The 17,771-nt window shown below is 68.9% G+C and carries 15 protein-coding genes; 7 read left to right on the forward strand and 8 right to left on the reverse strand.

What is annotated here, in order from left to right; genetic code table 11:
* Position 1: 1 nt before the first annotated feature.
* Positions 2-868, forward strand: coding sequence for a LysR family transcriptional regulator (locus DES41_RS02600; protein ID WP_114465588.1), 867 nt, complete (start codon positions 2-4; stop codon positions 866-868).
* On the opposite strand, the gene DES41_RS02605 is transcribed toward DES41_RS02600, so the two are convergent.
* The 8 genes from DES41_RS02605 to urtA all read right to left on the reverse strand — a co-directional run bounded on the left by DES41_RS02605 (position 858) and on the right by urtA (position 8,148).
* Complete coding sequence (locus DES41_RS02605) at positions 858-1,202, reverse strand: FmdB family zinc ribbon protein (protein ID WP_114465589.1); 345 nt, start codon at positions 1,200-1,202, stop codon at positions 858-860. The two genes, DES41_RS02600 and DES41_RS02605, sit on opposite strands and share 11 nt — an antisense overlap.
* A gap of 85 nt (positions 1,203-1,287) precedes the next feature.
* A complete protein-coding gene (locus DES41_RS02610; RefSeq protein WP_114465590.1) occupies positions 1,288-1,611 on the reverse strand; it encodes a hypothetical protein in 324 nt (107 codons plus the stop codon).
* Positions 1,612-1,649: 38 nt separating this feature from the next.
* On the reverse strand, positions 1,650-2,879 hold the full coding sequence (gene fmdA, locus DES41_RS02615; RefSeq protein ID WP_114465592.1) for a formamidase: 1,230 nt from the start codon (positions 2,877-2,879) through the stop codon (positions 1,650-1,652).
* A 21-nt stretch (positions 2,880-2,900) separates the two neighbouring features.
* Positions 2,901-3,602, reverse strand: a complete 702-nt coding sequence (gene urtE, locus DES41_RS02620; RefSeq protein ID WP_114465594.1) for an urea ABC transporter ATP-binding subunit UrtE — start codon at positions 3,600-3,602, stop codon at positions 2,901-2,903.
* Between the two features lie 336 nt (positions 3,603-3,938).
* Complete coding sequence (urtD, locus tag DES41_RS02625; RefSeq protein WP_114465596.1) at positions 3,939-4,682, reverse strand: urea ABC transporter ATP-binding protein UrtD; 744 nt, start codon at positions 4,680-4,682, stop codon at positions 3,939-3,941.
* Positions 4,683-4,702: 20 nt separating this feature from the next.
* On the reverse strand, positions 4,703-5,902 hold the full coding sequence (gene urtC, locus DES41_RS02630; protein WP_114465598.1) for an urea ABC transporter permease subunit UrtC: 1,200 nt from the start codon (positions 5,900-5,902) through the stop codon (positions 4,703-4,705).
* A gap of 9 nt (positions 5,903-5,911) precedes the next feature.
* Entirely contained in the window at positions 5,912-6,826 is a 915-nt protein-coding gene (urtB, locus tag DES41_RS02635; RefSeq protein WP_114465600.1) for an urea ABC transporter permease subunit UrtB, read from the reverse strand.
* Positions 6,827-6,894: 68 nt separating this feature from the next.
* On the reverse strand, positions 6,895-8,148 hold the full coding sequence (gene urtA, locus DES41_RS02640) for an urea ABC transporter substrate-binding protein (protein ID WP_114465602.1): 1,254 nt from the start codon (positions 8,146-8,148) through the stop codon (positions 6,895-6,897).
* A gap of 167 nt (positions 8,149-8,315) precedes the next feature.
* Here urtA and DES41_RS02645 point away from each other — a divergent pair, with 167 nt between their 5' ends.
* The 6 genes from DES41_RS02645 (at position 8,316) to DES41_RS02670 (ending at position 17,746) form a co-directional block, all read left to right on the forward strand.
* Positions 8,316-9,353, forward strand: coding sequence for an aliphatic amidase (locus DES41_RS02645; RefSeq protein WP_114465604.1), 1,038 nt, complete (start codon positions 8,316-8,318; stop codon positions 9,351-9,353).
* Positions 9,350-10,165, forward strand: a complete 816-nt coding sequence (locus DES41_RS02650) for a CbbQ/NirQ/NorQ/GpvN family protein (RefSeq protein ID WP_245965546.1) — start codon at positions 9,350-9,352, stop codon at positions 10,163-10,165. Before DES41_RS02645 ends, DES41_RS02650 begins: the two co-directional genes overlap by 4 nt.
* The gene (locus DES41_RS02655) at positions 10,162-11,658 is read left to right on the forward strand and encodes a nitric oxide reductase activation protein NorD (protein WP_114465608.1); all 1,497 of its coding nucleotides are present in this window, start codon (positions 10,162-10,164) and stop codon (positions 11,656-11,658) included. The genes DES41_RS02650 and DES41_RS02655 overlap by 4 nt, the downstream gene beginning before the upstream one ends.
* Positions 11,659-11,851: 193 nt before the next feature.
* Entirely contained in the window at positions 11,852-13,426 is a 1,575-nt protein-coding gene (locus DES41_RS02660; protein ID WP_114465610.1) for a sensor domain-containing phosphodiesterase, read from the forward strand.
* 37 nt (positions 13,427-13,463) lie between these two features.
* On the forward strand, positions 13,464-16,850 hold the full coding sequence (locus tag DES41_RS02665; protein ID WP_114465612.1) for a hybrid sensor histidine kinase/response regulator: 3,387 nt from the start codon (positions 13,464-13,466) through the stop codon (positions 16,848-16,850).
* Complete coding sequence (locus tag DES41_RS02670) at positions 16,832-17,746, forward strand: response regulator transcription factor (protein ID WP_211332881.1); 915 nt, start codon at positions 16,832-16,834, stop codon at positions 17,744-17,746. The genes DES41_RS02665 and DES41_RS02670 overlap by 19 nt, the downstream gene beginning before the upstream one ends.
* Positions 17,747-17,771: the final 25 nt, after the last annotated feature.

The raw sequence follows: 17,771 nt of genomic DNA on the forward strand, positions 1-17,771 counted from the left end.
CATGAACGACCTGCAGATCGACTGGCTCAGGAGCTTCGTCGCCTGCGTCGATGCGGGTTCGCTCTCCAGCGCCGCCCTCGCCGTGCACCGCTCGCAGTCGGCCGTCAGCATGCAGCTCAAGAAGCTCGAGGCAGCCGTCGGGAGGCCGCTGCTGGCGCGCGGGCCGCGCCACCTGCAGCTCACACCCGACGGCCAGCAGTTGCTGGGCTACGCGCGCCGCATGCTCGACCTGCAGGCCGAGGCCCAGGCCACGCTGCAGGGCGAGACCGTCTCGGGCCAGGTGCGCCTGGGCGTGCCCGACGACTACGCCAGCAAGTACCTCACGCCGGTGCTCAAGCGCTTCGGCCCGCGCCACGGTGGGGTGGAGATCCAGCTCGACTGCGAGCAATCCACCTCCCTGATCCCGCGCGTGGCCAGCGGCGACCTCGACCTGGCCCTGGTCTCGCGCGACCACGCGCGCCGCGGCATGCTGCTGTTCCACGAGCCCATGGTGTGGGTCGGCTCGCCGCAGTTCGAGGTCTGGCGGCGCACGCCCCTGCCGATCGCGGTGTACGAGGCCGCCAGCCTGGGGCGGCGCAGCGCGCTGCAGGCGCTGGCGCAGCAGGGCCGGCCGTACAAGGTGGTCTACAACAGTTCCAGCCTCGCGGGCCAGATCGCCGCAGTGGAAAGCGGGCTGGCCGTGGCGGCGCTGACCCAATGCAGCGCGCCGGAGCACCTGCAGGTGCTGGGCCTCGAACACGGCCTGGGGCCCATGGAGCCGATGCAGGTGGCCGTCTACCGCAGCAAGGCCTCGCAGGGTTCGCAGGCGGTGGACAGCCTGTACCGCATGCTGGTGCAGACGCTGCGCTCGCCGCAGCTCAGTGGCTGATCATCCAGGGCCGCTTGGACGGGAACACCTTGGCGCCGCTGGGCGCCGTGACCGTGGCCGAACGCTTGCCGCTGGTGCTGCAGCAGCCGCAGCCGGCCGGGTGCCGCATGCGCTGGTAGTCGCGCGAGTTCTTGGGCTCGTGCCGCGCGCGCTCGTTCACGCCGATGGCGGCGCGCGTGCCACCGTCCATGAGCGCCAGGCGCGGCGCGCTCACGAAGACGCGGGGCGAGGCCGTGTTGCAGTCCGGGCAGGCGGCAGGCTCGTTGCGCTGGGCCAGCGTGCGAAACGCGTCGAAGCCGCCGCAGCCGGGGCAGTCGTAGTCGTAGGTGGGCATCGGCAAGGTCCGGTCGGTTGGAAAGTTCAAACCCATTCTGCGCACGGAGGCCGTGCCGGGCACTACGTCGAATGACGTAGTGGCTTCAGCCCTGCCAGACGCCGAAGCCCTGCGCACGCAGGCGGATGCCAAGCTCCACCTCCATCTCGCGCGCAGCCTCGTAGGGCATGGGGTTGTAGCGTTCGTACAGCGCCGGCAGCAGGCGCTCGCCGTACAGCATCACGAAGCGGTTGGCCTGGATGCCGGCCTTGTGCTTGTCGAAGCGGATGTCGGGATCCACACCGGTCATGCCGACGTAGACGAAGGGCCTGCAGAGCTGGTAACCGGGATTGGCGCGCCGAAAGCGCGCGCTGTTCCAGACCTGGTCGGCCAGCTCGACGACGTAGACATGGTGGTGCGGCCGCGGCATGACGGGATCATGCCGCGGCTCCGCGAGCTCAGCTCAGCTCAGATCAGGTCGGGCGACAGCGGCATCTGCACCGACCCGTCGATGAACTTCGTCGGCCCGGCAGCGCTCGGGTTGATGTCGAAGTCGAAGATCTGCGTCGGCAGCCACAGCGTGGCGCAGGCGTTCGGCACGTCCACCACGCCGCTGATGTGGCCCTGCACGGGCGCCGTGCCCAGGATGGAATAGGCCTGCGCGCCCGAGTAGCCGAACTTCTTCAAGTACTCGATGGCGTTCAGGCAGGCCTGGCGGTAGGCCACGTTCACGTCCAGGTAGTACTGCTTGCCGCTCTCGTCGACGCTGATGCCCTCGAAGATCACGTAGTCGTTGTAGGTCGGCACGATGGGGCTGGGCTTGAAGATCGGGTTCTTGATGCCGTACATGGCCATCCCGCCCTTGATGATGCTGACCTTCATGTGCACCCAGCCGGCCATCTCGATGGCGCCGCAGAAGGTGATCTCACCGTCGCCCTGGCTGAAGTGCAGGTCACCCACCGACAGGCCCGCGCCGTCCACATACACCGGGAAAAAGATCTTGGAGCCGCGCGACAAATCCTTGATGTCGCAATTGCCGCCATGCTCGCGCGGCGGCACCGTGCGCGCGCCGGTGGCTGCCGCCTTGGCAGCGGCGTCACCCTTCAGCTTGCCCATGTGGGCGGTGCCCGCGAAGGGCGGGTTCGCCAGGCCGCTGGTGGCCGGGTCGGAATCGATCAGCGCCTGCTCGCGTGTGTTCCAGGTTTCCAGCATGGCCGGGTCGGGCAGGCAGCCGATCAGGCCCGGGTGGATCAGGCCGGCGTACTTCACGCCGGGGATGTGGCGCGAGGTCGTGAACATGCCGTGGAAGTCCCAGATCGACTTCTGCGCCTGCGGGAAGTGCTCGGTCAGGAAACCGCCGCCGTTCTTCTTGCTGAAGAAGCCGTTGAAGCCCCACAGGCTGTCCTGCTTGGCGCCGATGTCCAGCAGCTCCACCACCAGCAGGTCGCCGGGCTTGGCGCCCTTCACGCCGACCGGGCCGGAGAGGTAGTGCACGGTGGTCAGGTCGATGTCGCGCACGTCGTCGGCGCTGTCGTCGTTCTTGATGAAGCCGCCGGTCCAGTCGTAGGTCTCCAGCACGAAGTCGTCGCCGGGGTTGACCCAGCAGGCCATCGGGATGTCGGGGTGCCAGCGGTTGTGCACGTTCTCGTTGCTGGGGGCCGGCTGGTTCAGGTCGACCTTGATCAGGGTTTCAGGCATTCACTTCTCCTTTGTTGAAGTTCAGACGGACAGGTATTTCTTGATGTGCGCGATGTCGGTCTTGTCGCGCGCGGTCTCGTGCACCAGGCGGCCGCCTTCGATCACGAACAAGCGGTCGGCCACATCCATGGCGAACGACAGCACCTGCTCGGACACCACGATGGCGATGCCCTTCATGCGGCGGATCTCGTTCAGCGCCTTGGCGATGTCCTTGATGATGGAAGGCTGGATGCCCTCGGTCGGCTCGTCGAGCAGCAGCACCTTGGGGTTGGTGACCAGCGCACGCGCGATCGCCAGCTGCTGCTGCTGGCCGCCGGACAGGTTGCCGCCCTTGCGCTTCTTCATCTCGAACAGCACCGGGAACAGCGCGTAGATCTCGTCCGGCACGCGCAGGCTGGGGGCGCTCTGAAGGCCGGTCTGGATGTTTTCTTCCACCGTCAGCGTGGGAAAGATCATGCGGCCCTGCGGCACGTAGGCGATGCCCTTGGCCACGCGGCGAAAGCTCTCGTCCTTGGACACATCCTGCCCCGCCACCTGGATATGGCCGCTCTTGAGCGGCAGGATGCCCATCAGGCTCTTGAACAGCGTGGTCTTGCCCATGCCGTTGCGGCCCATGATGGCCACGGTCTCGTTGGCGTGGGCCTGGAACGAGATGCCGTGCAGCGCCTCGCTCTGGCCGTAGGCGGTGTGGATGTCGTCGACGTTCAGGAGGATGTTGCTCATGTCAGGTCTCCACGGCGTTGCACGCCATTCGCACGGTGATACAGGGGACAACACGGGCGGGAGCTCGGGCTGCGGGTGGGGGCGTCCACTGCGTGTCCCCCGGCCTGGCGGCCTCCTCCTTTACCTTCGTGGACGCCCCCACCCACACCCCGAGCAGGGCACCGGCCGTTGCACGTGAAGACGATGAGCCACCGCCGAGCAAGGTGGTGGGGTGCCCCATCGCGCAGGTGAAAGGAGGAGGCGGCCAGGCCGGGGGACACGGAGCGATGGGGCGCCCCGCCGCCTTGCGCATCACGTGCAACCGCCGTCGCACGACCAAACTGCAACAGCTCCATCTCAATGCCCCAGGTAGACGTCGATCACTTTGGGGTCGGCCTGCACCTTGTCCATCGGCCCTTCGGCCAGGATCTTTCCCTGGTGCATGACGGTGACCTTGTGGGCGATCTGCGCGACGAAGTCCATGTCGTGCTCGATCACGATCACGGCGCGGTTGTTGCTGATGCGCTTGAGCAGTTCGGCCGTCAGCTCGCGCTCGCGCGAACTCATGCCGGCGATGGGCTCGTCCAGCATCAAGAGCTCGGGCTCCTGCATCAAGAGCATGCCGATCTCCAGCCACTGCTTCTGGCCGTGGCTCAGCAGGCCGGCCTCGGTGTGCAGCCTGTCGGCCAGGAAGATGTCTTCGGCCACCGCCTGCACCGCGGCCTTGATCTTGTCGGTGCACTTGAAGGCCAGCGCGCCGAACACCGAGCGGCCCGAGGGGTAGGACACCTCCAGGTTCTGGAACACCGAGAGGTTCTCGTAGATCGACGGCGTCTGGAACTTGCGGCCGATGCCCAGCCGCACGCGCTTGTGCTCGGCCATGCCGGTCAGCTCGGTGTTCTTGAACTTGATGCTGCCGGCGCTGGCCTTGGTCTTGCCGCAGATCAGGTCCAGCAGCGTGGTCTTGCCGGCGCCGTTGGGGCCGATGATCACGCGCAGCTCGTTCTTGTCGATGTACAGCGTCAGCGTGTCGATGGCCTTGAAGCCGTCGAACGCGACCGTGAGGTCTTCCACGGCCAGGGCGAAGTCGGTGTTGCTCATGGGGGTGCTCCGGTCGGGTGTCAGGCGCGCTGGCCGTGCAGGCTGGCGTCGGGCGTGCCGGTCTCGGCACTGCTGGCCACCGCAGCCGCGTGCGGCGCCGTCTTGGCCGCCACCAGCTTGTCGTCGTAGGCGCGGCGGGCCGCGCCGCGCGCCTGCCACCAGGGCTTGATCTTGTCTTCCCACAGCCCCGCCAGGCCCATCGGGAAGGCCATGGTCACGCCGATGAAGAGCGCGGCCATCAGGAACAGCCACAGGTCGGGGAAGCTCTCGGAGAACAGCGTCTTGCCGGCGTTGACCAGCAGCGCGCCGTACACCGCGCCGACCAGGCTCATGCGCCCGCCCACGGCCGCGTAGATCACCATCTCGATGGAGGGCACGATGCCCACCAGAGTCGGCGACATGAAGCCCACCTGCAGCGTGAACAGCGCGCCGCCGATGCCCGACAGGCCGGCCGCCAGGCAGAACGTGAACACCTTGAAGTTGGACACGTCGTAGCCCGAGAAGCGCACGCGGTCTTCCTTGTCGCGCATGGCCAGGAGCAGCGTGCCGAGCTTGCTGGTCTGGATCCAGCGGCACAGCAGGATGCTGGCGATCAGCAGCGCCACGCAGACCAAGTACAGGATGGTCTTGGCGCTGTCGGTGCGGATGTCCCAGCCCATCAGCGTCTTCAGGTCGGTCATGCCGTTCACGCCGCCGGTGTAGCCCTGCTGGCCGACGATCAGCACCGTGAGGATCAGCGCCACGGCCTGCGTGATGATGGCGAAGTAGACGCCGCCCACGCGCCGCTTGAACATCGCGAAGCTGATGAGCCAGGCCAGCGCCATCGGCACGGCCACCACCAGGATCAGCGTGAGCGGCAGGCTCTTGAACGGCAGCCACATCAGCGGCAGCTCGGTGAGCTGGTTCCAGTCCATGAAGTCGGGGATGCCGGGCGTGGACTGGATCTTGGTGGTCTCCGGGTCCGAGGCTTCGAGCTTCAGGAACATGGCCATGGCGTAGCCGCCCAGGCCGAAGAACACGCCCTGCCCCAGGCTCAGCACGCCGCCGTAGCCCCAGACCATGACCAGGCCGACGGCGACGAAGGCATAGGTCAGGTACTTGCCGACCAGGTTCAGGCGGAAGATGTCGAGCGACAGCGGCAGCACCACGACCAGAAGCACGGTCAGCAGCAGCACGCTGGCCAGGTGGTAGCGGTGGATCATGTCTTTGAGGAATTGCATGGCGGGCCTTCAGCGACGGACTTTGGAAGCGAACAGCCCTTGCGGCCGCATCATCAGAATGAGCACGATCAGCGACAGCGTGAGCACCTTGGCCATGGAGCCGCTCATGAAGAACTCGGTGATCGACTGCGTCTGCGCGATGCCGAAGGCCGAGACCACGGTGCCCAGCAGGCTGGCGGCGCCGCCGAAGGTGACGACCAGGAACGCGTCGACGATGTAGAGCTGCCCCGAGGTCGGCCCGGTGGAGCCGATGGTGGTGAACGCCGCGCCTGCCACGCCGGCGATGCCGCAGCCGATGGCGAAGGTCAGGCGGTCGGTCTTCTTGGTGTCGATGCCCGTGGCGTTGGCCATGGTGCGGTTGGCCACCGTGGCGCGCACGCGCAGGCCCCAGCGGCTCTTGTTGAGTGCGAGCAGCACGCCGGCCGTGACGATGAGCGTCAGCGCCAGCACGAACATGCCGTTGATCGGGATGTCCAGGCCCTCCAGCGGCGCCCAAGAGCCCATCAGCCATTCGGGCAGGTTGGGGCTGACCTCCTTGGGGCCGATGAAGGTGCGAAAGCACTGCTGCAGCGCCAGGCTCACGCCCCAGGTGGCCAGCAGCGTGTCCAGCGGCCGGCTGTACAGGTGGCGGATCAACGCCCATTCCATGACCCAGCCGAACACGAAGGCCATGCAGAAGGCCAGCAGGATGGCAATGGGGAAGTAGACCGACATGGCACCGGGCAGCCAATGCTCGGTCAGCACGTTGGCCATGTAGACGGTGTAGGCGCCGATCGCCATGAACTCGCCGTGCGCCATGTTGATGACGCCCATCTGGCCGAAGATGATGGCCAGGCCCAGGCCCATCAGCAGCAGCACCGCGAACAGGGACAGGCCCGCGAAGCCCTGCATGAGGCCGATGTTGAGCATCTCGGAAATGGTCATGGCGCGCTCGCTCTCTCAGGTTCTCGACAACGCCCTCCCCCGACCGCCGGGGAAGGGCCGGGCTTGGCTTATTGGTAGCCCTTGGGGAACGGATCGGGCGCGATGAGGCTGCCCGACTCGGCGACCACCTTGAACGTTCCGTCCTTCTGGCCCTGGCCGATGCGTGCCTTGCTCCACAGGTGGTGGTTGGCGTCGACCTTGACGTAGCCTTCCGGCGCGGTCTTGAGCTCGATGCCGGGCGAGGCCGCCGCCACCTTGGTCACGTCGAAGCTGCCGGCCTTCTCGACCGCGGCCTTCCACAGCCAGGGGCCCAGGTAGCCGGCCTGCGTCACGTCGCCGATCACCGCGTCCTTGCCGTACTTGGCCTTGAAGGCTTCGACGAACTTCTTGTTGTTCTCGTTGTCGAGCGACTGGAAGTACTTCATCGAGGAGTAGAAGCCGGCGAAGTTGTCGCCGCCCACGCCGGTCATTTCGTCCTCGGTGACCGACAGCGTCAGCAGGAACTGCTTGTCACCGGTGATGCCGGCGGCCTTGAGCTGCTTGTAGAAGGCCACGTTGGAGCCGCCCACCACGGCCGCGAAGATGCAGTCGGGCTTGGCCACCTTGATCTTGTTGATCAGCGAGTTGAAGTTGGTGTGGCCCAGCGGGTAGTACTCCTCGCCCTTCACGCTGCCCAGCTTGCCCACCGTCTCGATGTGCTTGCGCGCGATCTTCATCGAGGTGCGCGGCCAGATGTAGTCGGAGCCGACCAGGAAGAAGGTCTTGGCCTTCTTCTCCTTCGCGCCCCAGTCCAGGCCCCAGATGATCTGCTGCGTGGCTTCCTGGCCGGTGTAGATCACGTTCTTGCTCTGCTCCAGGCCTTCATAGAAGGTGGGGTAGTACAAGAGGCCGTTCTCTTTCTCGAACACCGGCAGCACGGCCTTGCGCGAGGCGCTGGTCCAACAGCCGAACACGCAGGCGGTCTTGTCGTTGACGAGCAGCTTGCGGCTCTTCTCGGCAAAGGTGGGCCAGTCGGAGGCGCCGTCTTCCTTGATGACCTTGATCTTGCGGCCCAGGATGCCGCCCATGGCGTTGATCTGGTCGATGGCGAGCTGCTCTGCCTGGATCGAGCCGGTCTCGCTGATGGCCATGGTGCCGGTGGCCGAGTGCAACTGGCCCACCGTCACCTCGGTGTCGGTGACCGCGAGGCCCGTGGTGTTGACCTTGGCGGTGGGGAACTGCTGGGCCAGCGCGGCGGTCGACAGGCCTGCGAGCGGCGACATGGCAGCCATCTGCAGCATGCGGCGGCGCAGGACGGATTCGGGACGGGAATCTGCGGACATGAACACTCCTTGGGTTGGACCGGTCGCAGCACGGGAAGTTGGTGTGCTGCGGTGCAACAGAAGGTATCCGCGACGGTGCGCAGGACGAATACGTCATTCAACGTAGTGCGCTTTGTGCAACCGGGTCCAACACTGGCCGCCCGATCCCACACAGCAGGAGCAATGCAATGCGCCACGGCGACATTTCGAGCAGCAAGGACAGCGTCGGCGTGGCCGTCGTCAACTACAAGATGCCGCGGTTGCACACCAAGGCCGAGGTGCTGGCCAACGCCCGCAAGATCGCCGAGATGGTGGTCGGCATGAAACGCGGCCTGCCGGGCATGGACCTGGTGGTGTTCCCCGAGTACTCGACGCACGGCATCATGTACGACGCCAAGGAGATGTACGAGACCGCCGCCACCGTGCCCGGCGAGGAGACCGCGATCTTCGCGGCGGCCTGCCGCGAGGCCAAGGTCTGGGGCGTGTTCTCGCTGACCGGCGAGCGCCACGAGGACCATCCGAACAAGGCACCCTACAACACCCTGATCCTCATGAACGACCAGGGCGAGATCGTGCAGAAGTACCGCAAGATCATGCCCTGGGTGCCGGTGGAGGGCTGGTACCCGGGCGACTGCACCTACGTGAGCGACGGCCCCAAGGGCATGAAGATCAGCCTGATCATCTGCGACGACGGCAACTACCCCGAGATCTGGCGCGACTGCGCGATGAAGGGCGCCGAACTCATCGTGCGCTGCCAGGGCTACATGTACCCGGCCAAGGAGCAGCAGGTGCTGGTGGCCAAGGCCATGGCCTTCATGAACAACTGCTACGTGGCCGTGGCCAACGCCACCGGCTTCGACGGCGTGTACTCGTACTTCGGCCACTCGGCGCTGATCGGCTTCGACGGCCGCACGCTGGGCGAGTGCGGCGAGGAAGAGATGGGCATCAACTACGCCGAGCTCTCCATGCACCTGATCCGCGACGCGCGCCAAAACGGCCAGTCGCAGAACCACCTCTACAAGCTGCTGCACCGCGGCTACACCGGCAAGATCAACTCGGGCGAGGACATGCACGGCGTGGCAGCCTGCCCGTATGGCTTCTATGCCGACTGGATCAAGGACCCCGAAGGCACGCGGAAAAGAGTGGAGGCGTTCACGCGCAGCACGCCGGGCACGCCCGAGTGCCCGATCGACGGCATTCCCAACACCCTGCCCGACCACCGGTGAGTGCCGTTCTGCAGGCACCGGCCGATCCGCTGGCGGACTGGCGGGTCGCGGCCGAGCCCTATTACCGTCCGGTCGGCGACGAGGTCGCACAGTTCCAGGACGCCTACGCGCTGCGCCTGCCCCTGCTGCTCAAAGGACCGCCCGGCTGCGGCAAGACGCGCTTCGTCGAGCACATGGCCTGGACGCTGGGCCTGCCGCTGGTCACCGTGGCCTGCCACGAAGACATGGCGGCCGGCGACCTGCTGGGCCGCTGGCTGATCGACGCCGACGGCACGCGCTGGCAGGACGGCCCGTTGAGCCTGGCCGCGCGCCACGGCGCGTTGTGCTACCTGGACGAGCTGATCGAGGCGCGGCCCGATGCGCTCACCGTGCTGCACCCGCTGGCCGACACGCGCCGCGTGCTGCCGCTGGAGCGCAACGGCGAACTGCTCGCGGCGCACCCGCGCTTCCAGCTGGTGGTCTCGTACAACCCGCAGCCGGGGCGCGACCTGCGGCCGGCCACGCGCCAGCGCTTCGTGGCCATGGCGTTCGAGGCGCCACCGGTGCCGGCCCAGGTGGCGATCCTGGTGCATGAGGCGGGCCTGGAGCCCGAGCAGGCCATGCGCCTCGTCGGTCTGGCCGAGCGTGCGCGCGCACTGGACGAGGGCGCGCAAGCAGCCCTGTCCATGCGCATGCTGGTGCGCGCAGGGCAGCTGATGGCCGGCGGCATGCAGGCGCGTGTTGCCTGCGAACTGGCCCTGGTGCAAGCCTGGTCGGACCAGCCCGAGCGCGTGCAGGCACTGCGCGCGCTGGCGGACGCGCTCTACCCGTGAACACCGCGGCGCTGCGGCTCCTGCTGCAGGCGCTGTCCCGGCGCGCCTGCACGGTCGAGCCGGTCACCGGCTTGGCGCAGCCCGTGCTGGCGCCCGCGCAGCTGCTGCTGCCGCCCGGCCTCGTGCACGGCGCTGCGGCCATCGCGCACGCCGCGGCGCACCTGCGCCATTCCCCGCCAGCGCGCGATGCGCGTGGCCGCAAGCCGCTGGCGCTGGCCCTGCTGTCGGCCGTCGAGGACGCGCGCGTCGAACGCCTGTTGCTCGAGGAATTTCCCGGCGTGCGCCGCTGGTTCGCCACTGGTCTGCCGGGCACCGCGCCCGAGGGCCTGGGCTTCGCCGCGCTGATGCATCGGCTGGACCGCGCGCTGGCCGACCCGGCCGCGCACGACGGCCACCACTGGGTGCAGCGCGCGCAGCAGGGCTTCTGGGCGCTGCCGGCCAACGCTGGTCCGCAGGCCTTCGCCGACCTGGCGATGCGTCTGGCCAACATGCTGGGCCAGATGCGCGTGCCGTTCGACACGCAGTACCGGCCGGCAGCGGCCTACCGCGACGACCACAGCTACCTGTGGGACCACGGCCGAACCGGCGATGCGGATGCGCTGCCCGCAGACGGCGGTGCACAGGCACCGTCGGCCGGTGACCTCGTTGGAGCCCAGGGCTCCCCCGTCTTGCGTGAGCGGCACTATGCCGAATGGCATGACCGGCTGGGCCAGTGGCGCCCGGGCTGGTGCCGCGTGCAGGAGCGTTCCGTGGCACGCCGCGGCACGGCGGCCCCGCCCACTCGCCGACGCCTGCCGCCCCAGGCGGAGGGCGAGGCGCTGGACCTGCCGGCCACCGTCGCGGCCCTGGTGGACCGGCGGCTTGCCCGCAGCTGGGACCCGCGCCTGTTCCAGCGCACGCTGCCGCCCGTGCGCGCCAGCGTGCTGCTGCTGCTCGATCTGTCGCAGTCCACGCTCGCCATGTGGGGGGCCGGCCCGCTGAGCGTGCAAGCCGCCCAGCAGCGCGCCGCGCTGTGGATGGCCAACCGCCTGGCGGCGCAGGGCGCGCGCGTGGCCGTGCACGGCTTCGCGTCGAACGGCCGCTCCGAGGTCGCGTACTGGCGGGCGGTGGAATTTGGCGCGCCGTGCGATGCAGCGGCTCTGGCCGCGCTGCCTGTGCGGCACTCCACACGCCTGGGCGCGGCGCTGCGCCACGCCCAGGCGCTGCTGGCCGAGCAGAACAGCCCGCGCCGCAGCCTGGTACTGCTCAGCGATGGCCAGCCCTGGGACATTGACGTGTTCGAGGCCGGCCACCTGCTGTGCGATGCGCGCCGCGCGGTGCAGGCACTGCGGTCGGCCGGCATGCAGGCACAGTGCCTCGCGCCGGATGCTCTGGCGGCGGCCGAACTGGAGCCCGTGTTCGGCGCGGCGGCCGTGCACCGCATCGCCAACCCCGCAGCGATGGCACAGCAGCTTGCGCAAGCATGCCAGGCCGCGCTGGTGCGCCCCGCCTGAGCGCCGACCGGCTGGGGTGACGCCACCCGCACCGGGCCCGCGCCACGGCCCACCGCCGCAGTGCTCGCGCGGTCCGGGAAGCGGCCGGACCGCGCGGTCCAGCCCAAACTCAGCCATCTTTCAGCATCGCCCGCGACATCGCCCACCGCTGCCGGCCGCTTTGGTTTACAACGCGAAACCAAGGGAGACAAGCATGGACGAACAGCTGCTGCTGGAGCATTTGCGCGGTGCACTCGCTGCAGGGGAGATCTGGCCAGCCCTGCAGCCGCAAGTGGACCTGCAGACGCGCCGGATCGTCGGCTTCGAGGTGCTGGCACGCTGGAGTTCGCTCACGCTGGGGCCGGTGCCTCCTGTGCGCTTCATCCCCGTGGCCGAACAGGCGGGGCTGCTGGACGGCCTGGTCCTCCATCTGGTCCGCCAGGCCTGCGCGCAGGCCAGCGCCTGGCCCGGCGACTTCCAGCTGGCGTTCAACCTGGCGCCGACCCAGTTCCTTGACCTGGGCATCGTCGACGAGATCAGCGCGGCGGCCGCGGCCGGCGGCCTGGCGTTGCAGCGGGTGTGCATCGAGATCACCGAGAGCTCGCTGTTCCACAGCAACGCCACGGCGCAGCGCGCCATCGCGCTGTTCAAGCAGGCCGGCATGCGGCTGGCGCTGGACGACTTCGGCACCGGCCATTCCAGCCTGACGCGGCTGCAGGCCCTGCCCTTCGACGAGATCAAGATCGACGCCAGCTTCGTGCGCGCGCTGGAGACCGACGCCAACAGCCTGAAGATCGTGACCGCCGTGCTCGGCCTGGGCCAGAGCCTGGGCGTGCACGTGGTGGCGGAGGGCATCGAGAACGAACGGCAGGCCGCCATCCTGGCCCGCATGGGCTGTGCGCTCGGCCAGGGCTACCTGTGGGGCGCGCCGCAGGCCGCAGCGCAGGCGCGGCAGGCGCTCGAGCGGCACGGCGGCTTCTCGCGGCGCGACCGCCCGCTGGACACCTCGCCGTTCCAGCGCTTCCACCAGCTCGAATCGCTGTACGAGGCCGCGCCGGTGGGGCTGGGCTTCATCGACGCGCAGCTGCGCGTGGTCAGCGCCAACGCGCGCATCGGCGAGATGCTGGGGCTGGACCTGTCGCAGGCGACCGGCCGCGCGGTCGACCAGCTGGTGGACGGCCGGCGCCTGGCGGACTTCGCGCAGGCCCTGCAGCGCGTGCTGGACGGCGAGCCGCTGTCGCCGCTGGAGTACCGGCGCCGCGACACGGGCGCGATCAGCCTGATCGCCCTGCAGCAGGTGCGCAGCGCATCGGGGCAGCCCCTGGGGGTCTCGGTGTTCGCCATGGACGTGTCAGAACGGGTGGCCGCCGAGCGCACGCTGCAGGAGACCATCGCGCACTACCGCGAGGTGATCGCGCTGGCCCCCAACGTGACCTGGGCTGCCGGCCCCGACGGCAGCATCGACTACATGGGCCAGACCTGGGAGTGGTCGCCCATGAGCACCAGCGCCGAGCGCCACGCCCGCTGGCGCGAACGCATGGATGAGGCGGACCAGGTGCGCGTGCGGGCCGAGTGGCTGGCCCACCTGCCGAGCAAGCAGCCGTTCGAGACCGTGTTCCGCATCCTGTGGCCGGACGGCACATGGAAGTGGGTGCGCAGCCGGGCCCGGCCGCAGTTCGACGCGCAAGGCGAGGTCCGGCGCTGGTATGGGCTGATCACGGACATCACGGCCGAACACGCGCTGGCGCAGCGTGTGCAAGCACTGGAGGCCCGGTCCGGGCGGCGCTGACCCCTTCGGTACGCTTATTGCATGGGCCAGGGGTTCCATGGACGACCCCCCCTCCTCCGCACCTGCCCAGAAGATCTTCCGCATCCGCCGGGAATACAACACCTGGGTGGCGAACGAGACCATGGAGGACTTCTCGCTGCGCTTCACGCCGCGCGCGCGGCGCCACTGGTCGGAGTTCCGGGTCGCCAACACGGCGCTGGGCGCGGTCTCGTTCCTGGCGCTGGAGGCCATCGGCGCGGCGATGGCGCTCAACTACGGCTTTGCCAACGCGCTGTGGGCGATCCTGCTGGTCGGCGCGATCACCTTCCTCACCGCGCTGCCGATCAGCTACTACGCCGCGCGCTACGCGGTCGACATGGACCTGCTCACGCGCGGCGCGGGCTTCGGCTACCTGGGCTCGACCATCACCTCGCTGATCTACGCGAGCTTCACGTTCATCTTCTTCGCGCTGGAGGCGGCCATCATGGCGTCGGCGCTGCAGCTGTACTTCACCAGCTGGTCGATCACGGCCTGCTACCTGCTCTCGTCGCTGGTCGTCATCCCGCTGGTGACCTACGGCATCACCTTCATCAGCCGGCTGCAGTCGTGGACGCAGCCGCTGTGGCTGGCGCTGCTGGTGCTGCCCTTCATCGCCATCGCGGTCAAGAACCCGGGCGTGTTCGCGCAGTTGCCGGGCCTGTCGGGCTTCACCTCGGGCGAGAGCGACTTCTCCTGGCTGATGTTCGGCGCCGCCGCCACCATGGCCTTCGCGCTCGTGGTGCAGGTCGGCGAGCAGGTCGACTTCCTGCGCTTTTTGCCGGAGAAGACGGCGCGCAACCGCTGGCGCTGGTGGGGCGCGGTGCTGGCCGCCGGGCCGGGCTGGATCGTGCCGGGCATGCTCAAGATGCTGGGCGGCATGCTGCTGTCCTACCTGGTGCTGCAGATCCAGCTGCCGCTGGACAAGGCGCTCGATCCCACGCAGATGTACCTGGCGGCGTTCGGTCTGCTGTTCGCCGATCCGGCCTGGGCGGTCGCCATCACGGTGGTGTTCGTCGTGATCTCGCAGATCAAGATCAACGTGACCAACGCCTACGCGGGCTCGCTCGCCTGGTCGAACTTCTTCGCGCGGCTCACGCACAGCCACCCGGGCCGCGTGGTGTGGCTGGTGTTCAACGTGCTGATCGCGATCCTGCTGCTGACGCTCGGCGTGTTCCGCGCGCTGGAGGAGGTGCTGGGGCTGTACGCCAACATCGCCATCGCCTGGGTCGGCGCGCTGGTGGCCGACCTGGTCATCAACAAGCCGCTGGGCCTGTCGCCCCAGGGCATCGAGTTCCAGCGCGGCCACCTGTACGACATCAACCCGGTGGGCGTGGGCGCCACGCTGCTGGCCGGCGCCGTGGGCGTGGCCAGCTATGCCGGGGCGCTGGGCCAGGCGGCGCGCGCGTTCTCGCCGCTGCTGGCGCTGGGCACCGCCCTGGTGGCGGCGCCGCTGATCGCCTGGGGCACGGGCGGGCGCTGGTACATCGCGCGGCCGCGCACGCCGCTGTGGCAGCCCGGCGAAAGCGTGTCCTGCTCGGTGTGCGAGAACCGTTTCGAATCCGAGGACATGTCGTTCTGCCCGGCCTACGGTGCGGCGATCTGCTCGCTGTGCTGCACGCTCGAATCGCGCTGCCACGACCGTTGCAAGAGCCGCTCGAGCGCCTCCGAGCAGACGCACGACCTGCTGCGCCGGCTGTTGCCGGGCGTGATGGCGCGCAGCATCAACTTCCGCCTCACGCACTACCTGGTCGTGCTGGTCTCGCTGGTGCTGCTGCTGTCCACCGTGATGGGGCTCGTGTACTACCAGGACGTGGTGGCCGCCGGCCTGGACGACCATGCACGCGCCAGCATGCGCACGGGCTTCCAGAAGGTCTACACGCTGGCGCTGCTGCTGCTGGCCGTGGGCGCCTGGTGGATCGTGCTGGGTGTGGAGAGCCGCGAGGTGGCGCAGGACGAATCCAACCACCAGAACCAGCTGCTGCTGCGCGAGATCGACGCGCACAAGCGCACCGACGCCGCGCTGCAGAAGGCCAAGGAGGTGGCCGAGGCCGCCAACCTGGCCAAGACGCGCTTCGTGACCGGGATGAGCCACGAATTCCGCACGCCGCTCAACAGCATCCTGGGCTACTCGCAGGTGCTGCTGCGCAGCGCGGCGAGCGAGGCCGTGCGCGGGCCGGTGGCCACCATCCAGCGCAGCGGCCAGCACCTGTCCAGCCTGGTGGACGGCATGCTCGACCTGGCCCGCATCGAGGCTGGCCGCATGCGCATCGAGCCGGCGGCGATCTCGCTGCGCGACTTCCTGGACGACCTGGTGCGCATGGTCGAGCCGCAGGCGCACGCCAAGCGGCTGGACTTCCAGCTGGAGCTGCCGGCGCGTGCCCTGCCCGCGTACGTGCAGGCCGACGCCAAGCGGCTGCGCCAGATCCTGTTGAATCTGCTGAGCAATGCGATCAAGTTCACTGCCGAGGGCCGCGTGGTGCTGCGCGTGTCGCACCGCATGGAGGTGGCGCGCTTCGAAGTCGAGGACACCGGCCTGGGCATTGCGCCGCACGACATCGAGCGCATCTTCCTGCCCTTCGAACGCAGCAGCTCGGGCCGCATCGCGCACGAGCCAGGCACCGGCCTGGGCCTGGCCATCACGCAGCTGCTGGCCGACCTCATGGGCGGCGAGCTGTCGGTCACCAGCACGGTGAACCAGGGCAGCTGCTTCAAGCTGCGGCTGTACATGCGCGAGCTGACCGCCATCGACCAGCACCAGGTGGAGAACCACCGGCGGGTGATCGGCTACCGCGGCGAGCGGCGCCGGCTGCTGCTGGTGGACGACCAGCCCGAGCAGCGCCAGCTGATGGCCGCGATCCTGATCCCGCTGGGCTTCGCGGCGCAGGAGGCGGCCAGCGGGCCCGAGTGCCTGGAGGCCGTGGCCAGCCACCCGCCCGACATGGTGCTGCTGGACGTGAACATGGGCGAGATGGACGGCTGGGCCACCTGCCGCGCACTGCGCCAGGCCGGCCATGCGGCGCTGCCGGTGGTGATGGTCTCGGCCAACGTGTTCCATGCGCCCGAGCAGCTCGATGGCAGCGGCTGCAACGGCTTCGTCACCAAACCCGTGGCCGAGTCCGAGCTGCTGGGCCAGCTGGAACGCCTGCTGCAGCTCGAATGGATCCACGAGGCGCCGCCAGCTGCGGTGGCGCAGGAGGCGGCAGCGCCGCTGGCCCACACCCTGTCGAACGAAGCGACGGCCGAGCTGATCTGGCTCGCCCGCATCGGCGACCTGGGCTCACTCAAACGCGGCATCGCCCGCATGGCCGCGGCCGACCCCGCCACGCAGCGCGAATGCGACTACCTGCGCCAGCTGGTCGACCGCGTCGATCTGGAAAGTCTTCTGAGATGGTTGCAACGGGAATGACGACACCGCAGAAGCTGGTGGTGCAGGTGGTCGACGACGCGCCGGACGCGCTGGGCTTCCTCGTCGACGCGCTGGAAGCCGCCGGCTACGGCGTGCTGGTCGCGCGCAGCGGCGAGGCCGCGCTGCAGAGCCTGGAATGGGTGATCCCCGACGCCATCCTGCTGGACGCGCTGATGCCGGGCCTGGACGGCTTCGAGACCTGCCGGCGCATCAAGGCGCTGCCCGAGCGCGCGCACGTGCCGGTGATCTTCATGACCGCGCTGTCGGAGACCGCGCACATCGTGGCCGGCTTCGAGGCGGGCGGCGTGGACTACGTGGTCAAGCCGCTCAAGATCGACGAGGTGCTGGTGCGGCTGGCCACGCACGTGCGCAACGCCCGCGTGTCGCGGCTGGCGCGCGAGGCGGTCGACCTGGGCGGCATGGGCGTGCTGCTGCTGGACCACCAGGACCGGCTGGCCTGGCGTTCGCCGCGCGCGGCCGACTGGCTGCGCCGCTTCGCCGACCGTCCGGCCGAGCAGTGGCCCGGCTGGCTGGCGCCGTTCATCGCGCCGCTGCGCGCGGCCGGTGGCGGCTCCACGCTGCTGGCCGCCACGGGCGGCGAGGAACTGCGGCTGCAGTGGATCGGCGCCAGCGGCATGGGCGAGGCGATGGCGCTGCTGCAGGTGCGGCCGCAGGCGGCCTCGCGGCTGCGCGAGGCCGACCTCACGCCGCGCGAGGTGGAGGTGCTGTCCTGGCTGGCCAAGGGCAAGACCAACCGCGACATCGGCGACATCCTGGGCCTGTCGCCGCGCACCGTGAACAAGCACCTGGAGCATGCCTACGCCAAGCTGGGCGTGGAGACGCGGGCGTCGGCCGCGGCACTCATGACGCGCGAAGGCGCGCTCCCCGACGATTGAAACGGCACCGGCTGGGGGCATTCGC

This window comes from Pseudorhodoferax soli, from assembly GCF_003337555.1.
Lineage (GTDB): Bacteria > Pseudomonadota > Gammaproteobacteria > Burkholderiales > Burkholderiaceae_C > Pseudorhodoferax > Pseudorhodoferax soli.

Coding starts and splice junctions, on each gene's coding strand:
- urtC (WP_114465598.1), bottom strand. CDS start 5,902: ATGCAATTCCTCAAAGACATGATCCACCGCTACCACCTGGCCAGCGTG.
- DES41_RS02605 (WP_114465589.1), bottom strand. CDS start 1,202: ATGCCCACCTACGACTACGACTGCCCCGGCTGCGGCGGCTTCGACGCG.
- DES41_RS02600 (WP_114465588.1), top strand. CDS start 2: ATGAACGACCTGCAGATCGACTGGCTCAGGAGCTTCGTCGCCTGCGTC.
- DES41_RS02645 (WP_114465604.1), top strand. CDS start 8,316: ATGCGCCACGGCGACATTTCGAGCAGCAAGGACAGCGTCGGCGTGGCC.
- urtB (WP_114465600.1), bottom strand. CDS start 6,826: ATGACCATTTCCGAGATGCTCAACATCGGCCTCATGCAGGGCTTCGCG.
- DES41_RS02660 (WP_114465610.1), top strand. CDS start 11,852: ATGGACGAACAGCTGCTGCTGGAGCATTTGCGCGGTGCACTCGCTGCA.
- urtE (WP_114465594.1), bottom strand. CDS start 3,602: ATGAGCAACATCCTCCTGAACGTCGACGACATCCACACCGCCTACGGC.
- urtA (WP_114465602.1), bottom strand. CDS start 8,148: ATGTCCGCAGATTCCCGTCCCGAATCCGTCCTGCGCCGCCGCATGCTG.
- DES41_RS02665 (WP_114465612.1), top strand. CDS start 13,464: ATGGACGACCCCCCCTCCTCCGCACCTGCCCAGAAGATCTTCCGCATC.
- urtD (WP_114465596.1), bottom strand. CDS start 4,682: ATGAGCAACACCGACTTCGCCCTGGCCGTGGAAGACCTCACGGTCGCG.
- DES41_RS02610 (WP_114465590.1), bottom strand. CDS start 1,611: ATGCCGCGGCCGCACCACCATGTCTACGTCGTCGAGCTGGCCGACCAG.
- fmdA (WP_114465592.1), bottom strand. CDS start 2,879: ATGCCTGAAACCCTGATCAAGGTCGACCTGAACCAGCCGGCCCCCAGC.
- DES41_RS02670 (WP_211332881.1), top strand. CDS start 16,832: ATGGTTGCAACGGGAATGACGACACCGCAGAAGCTGGTGGTGCAGGTG.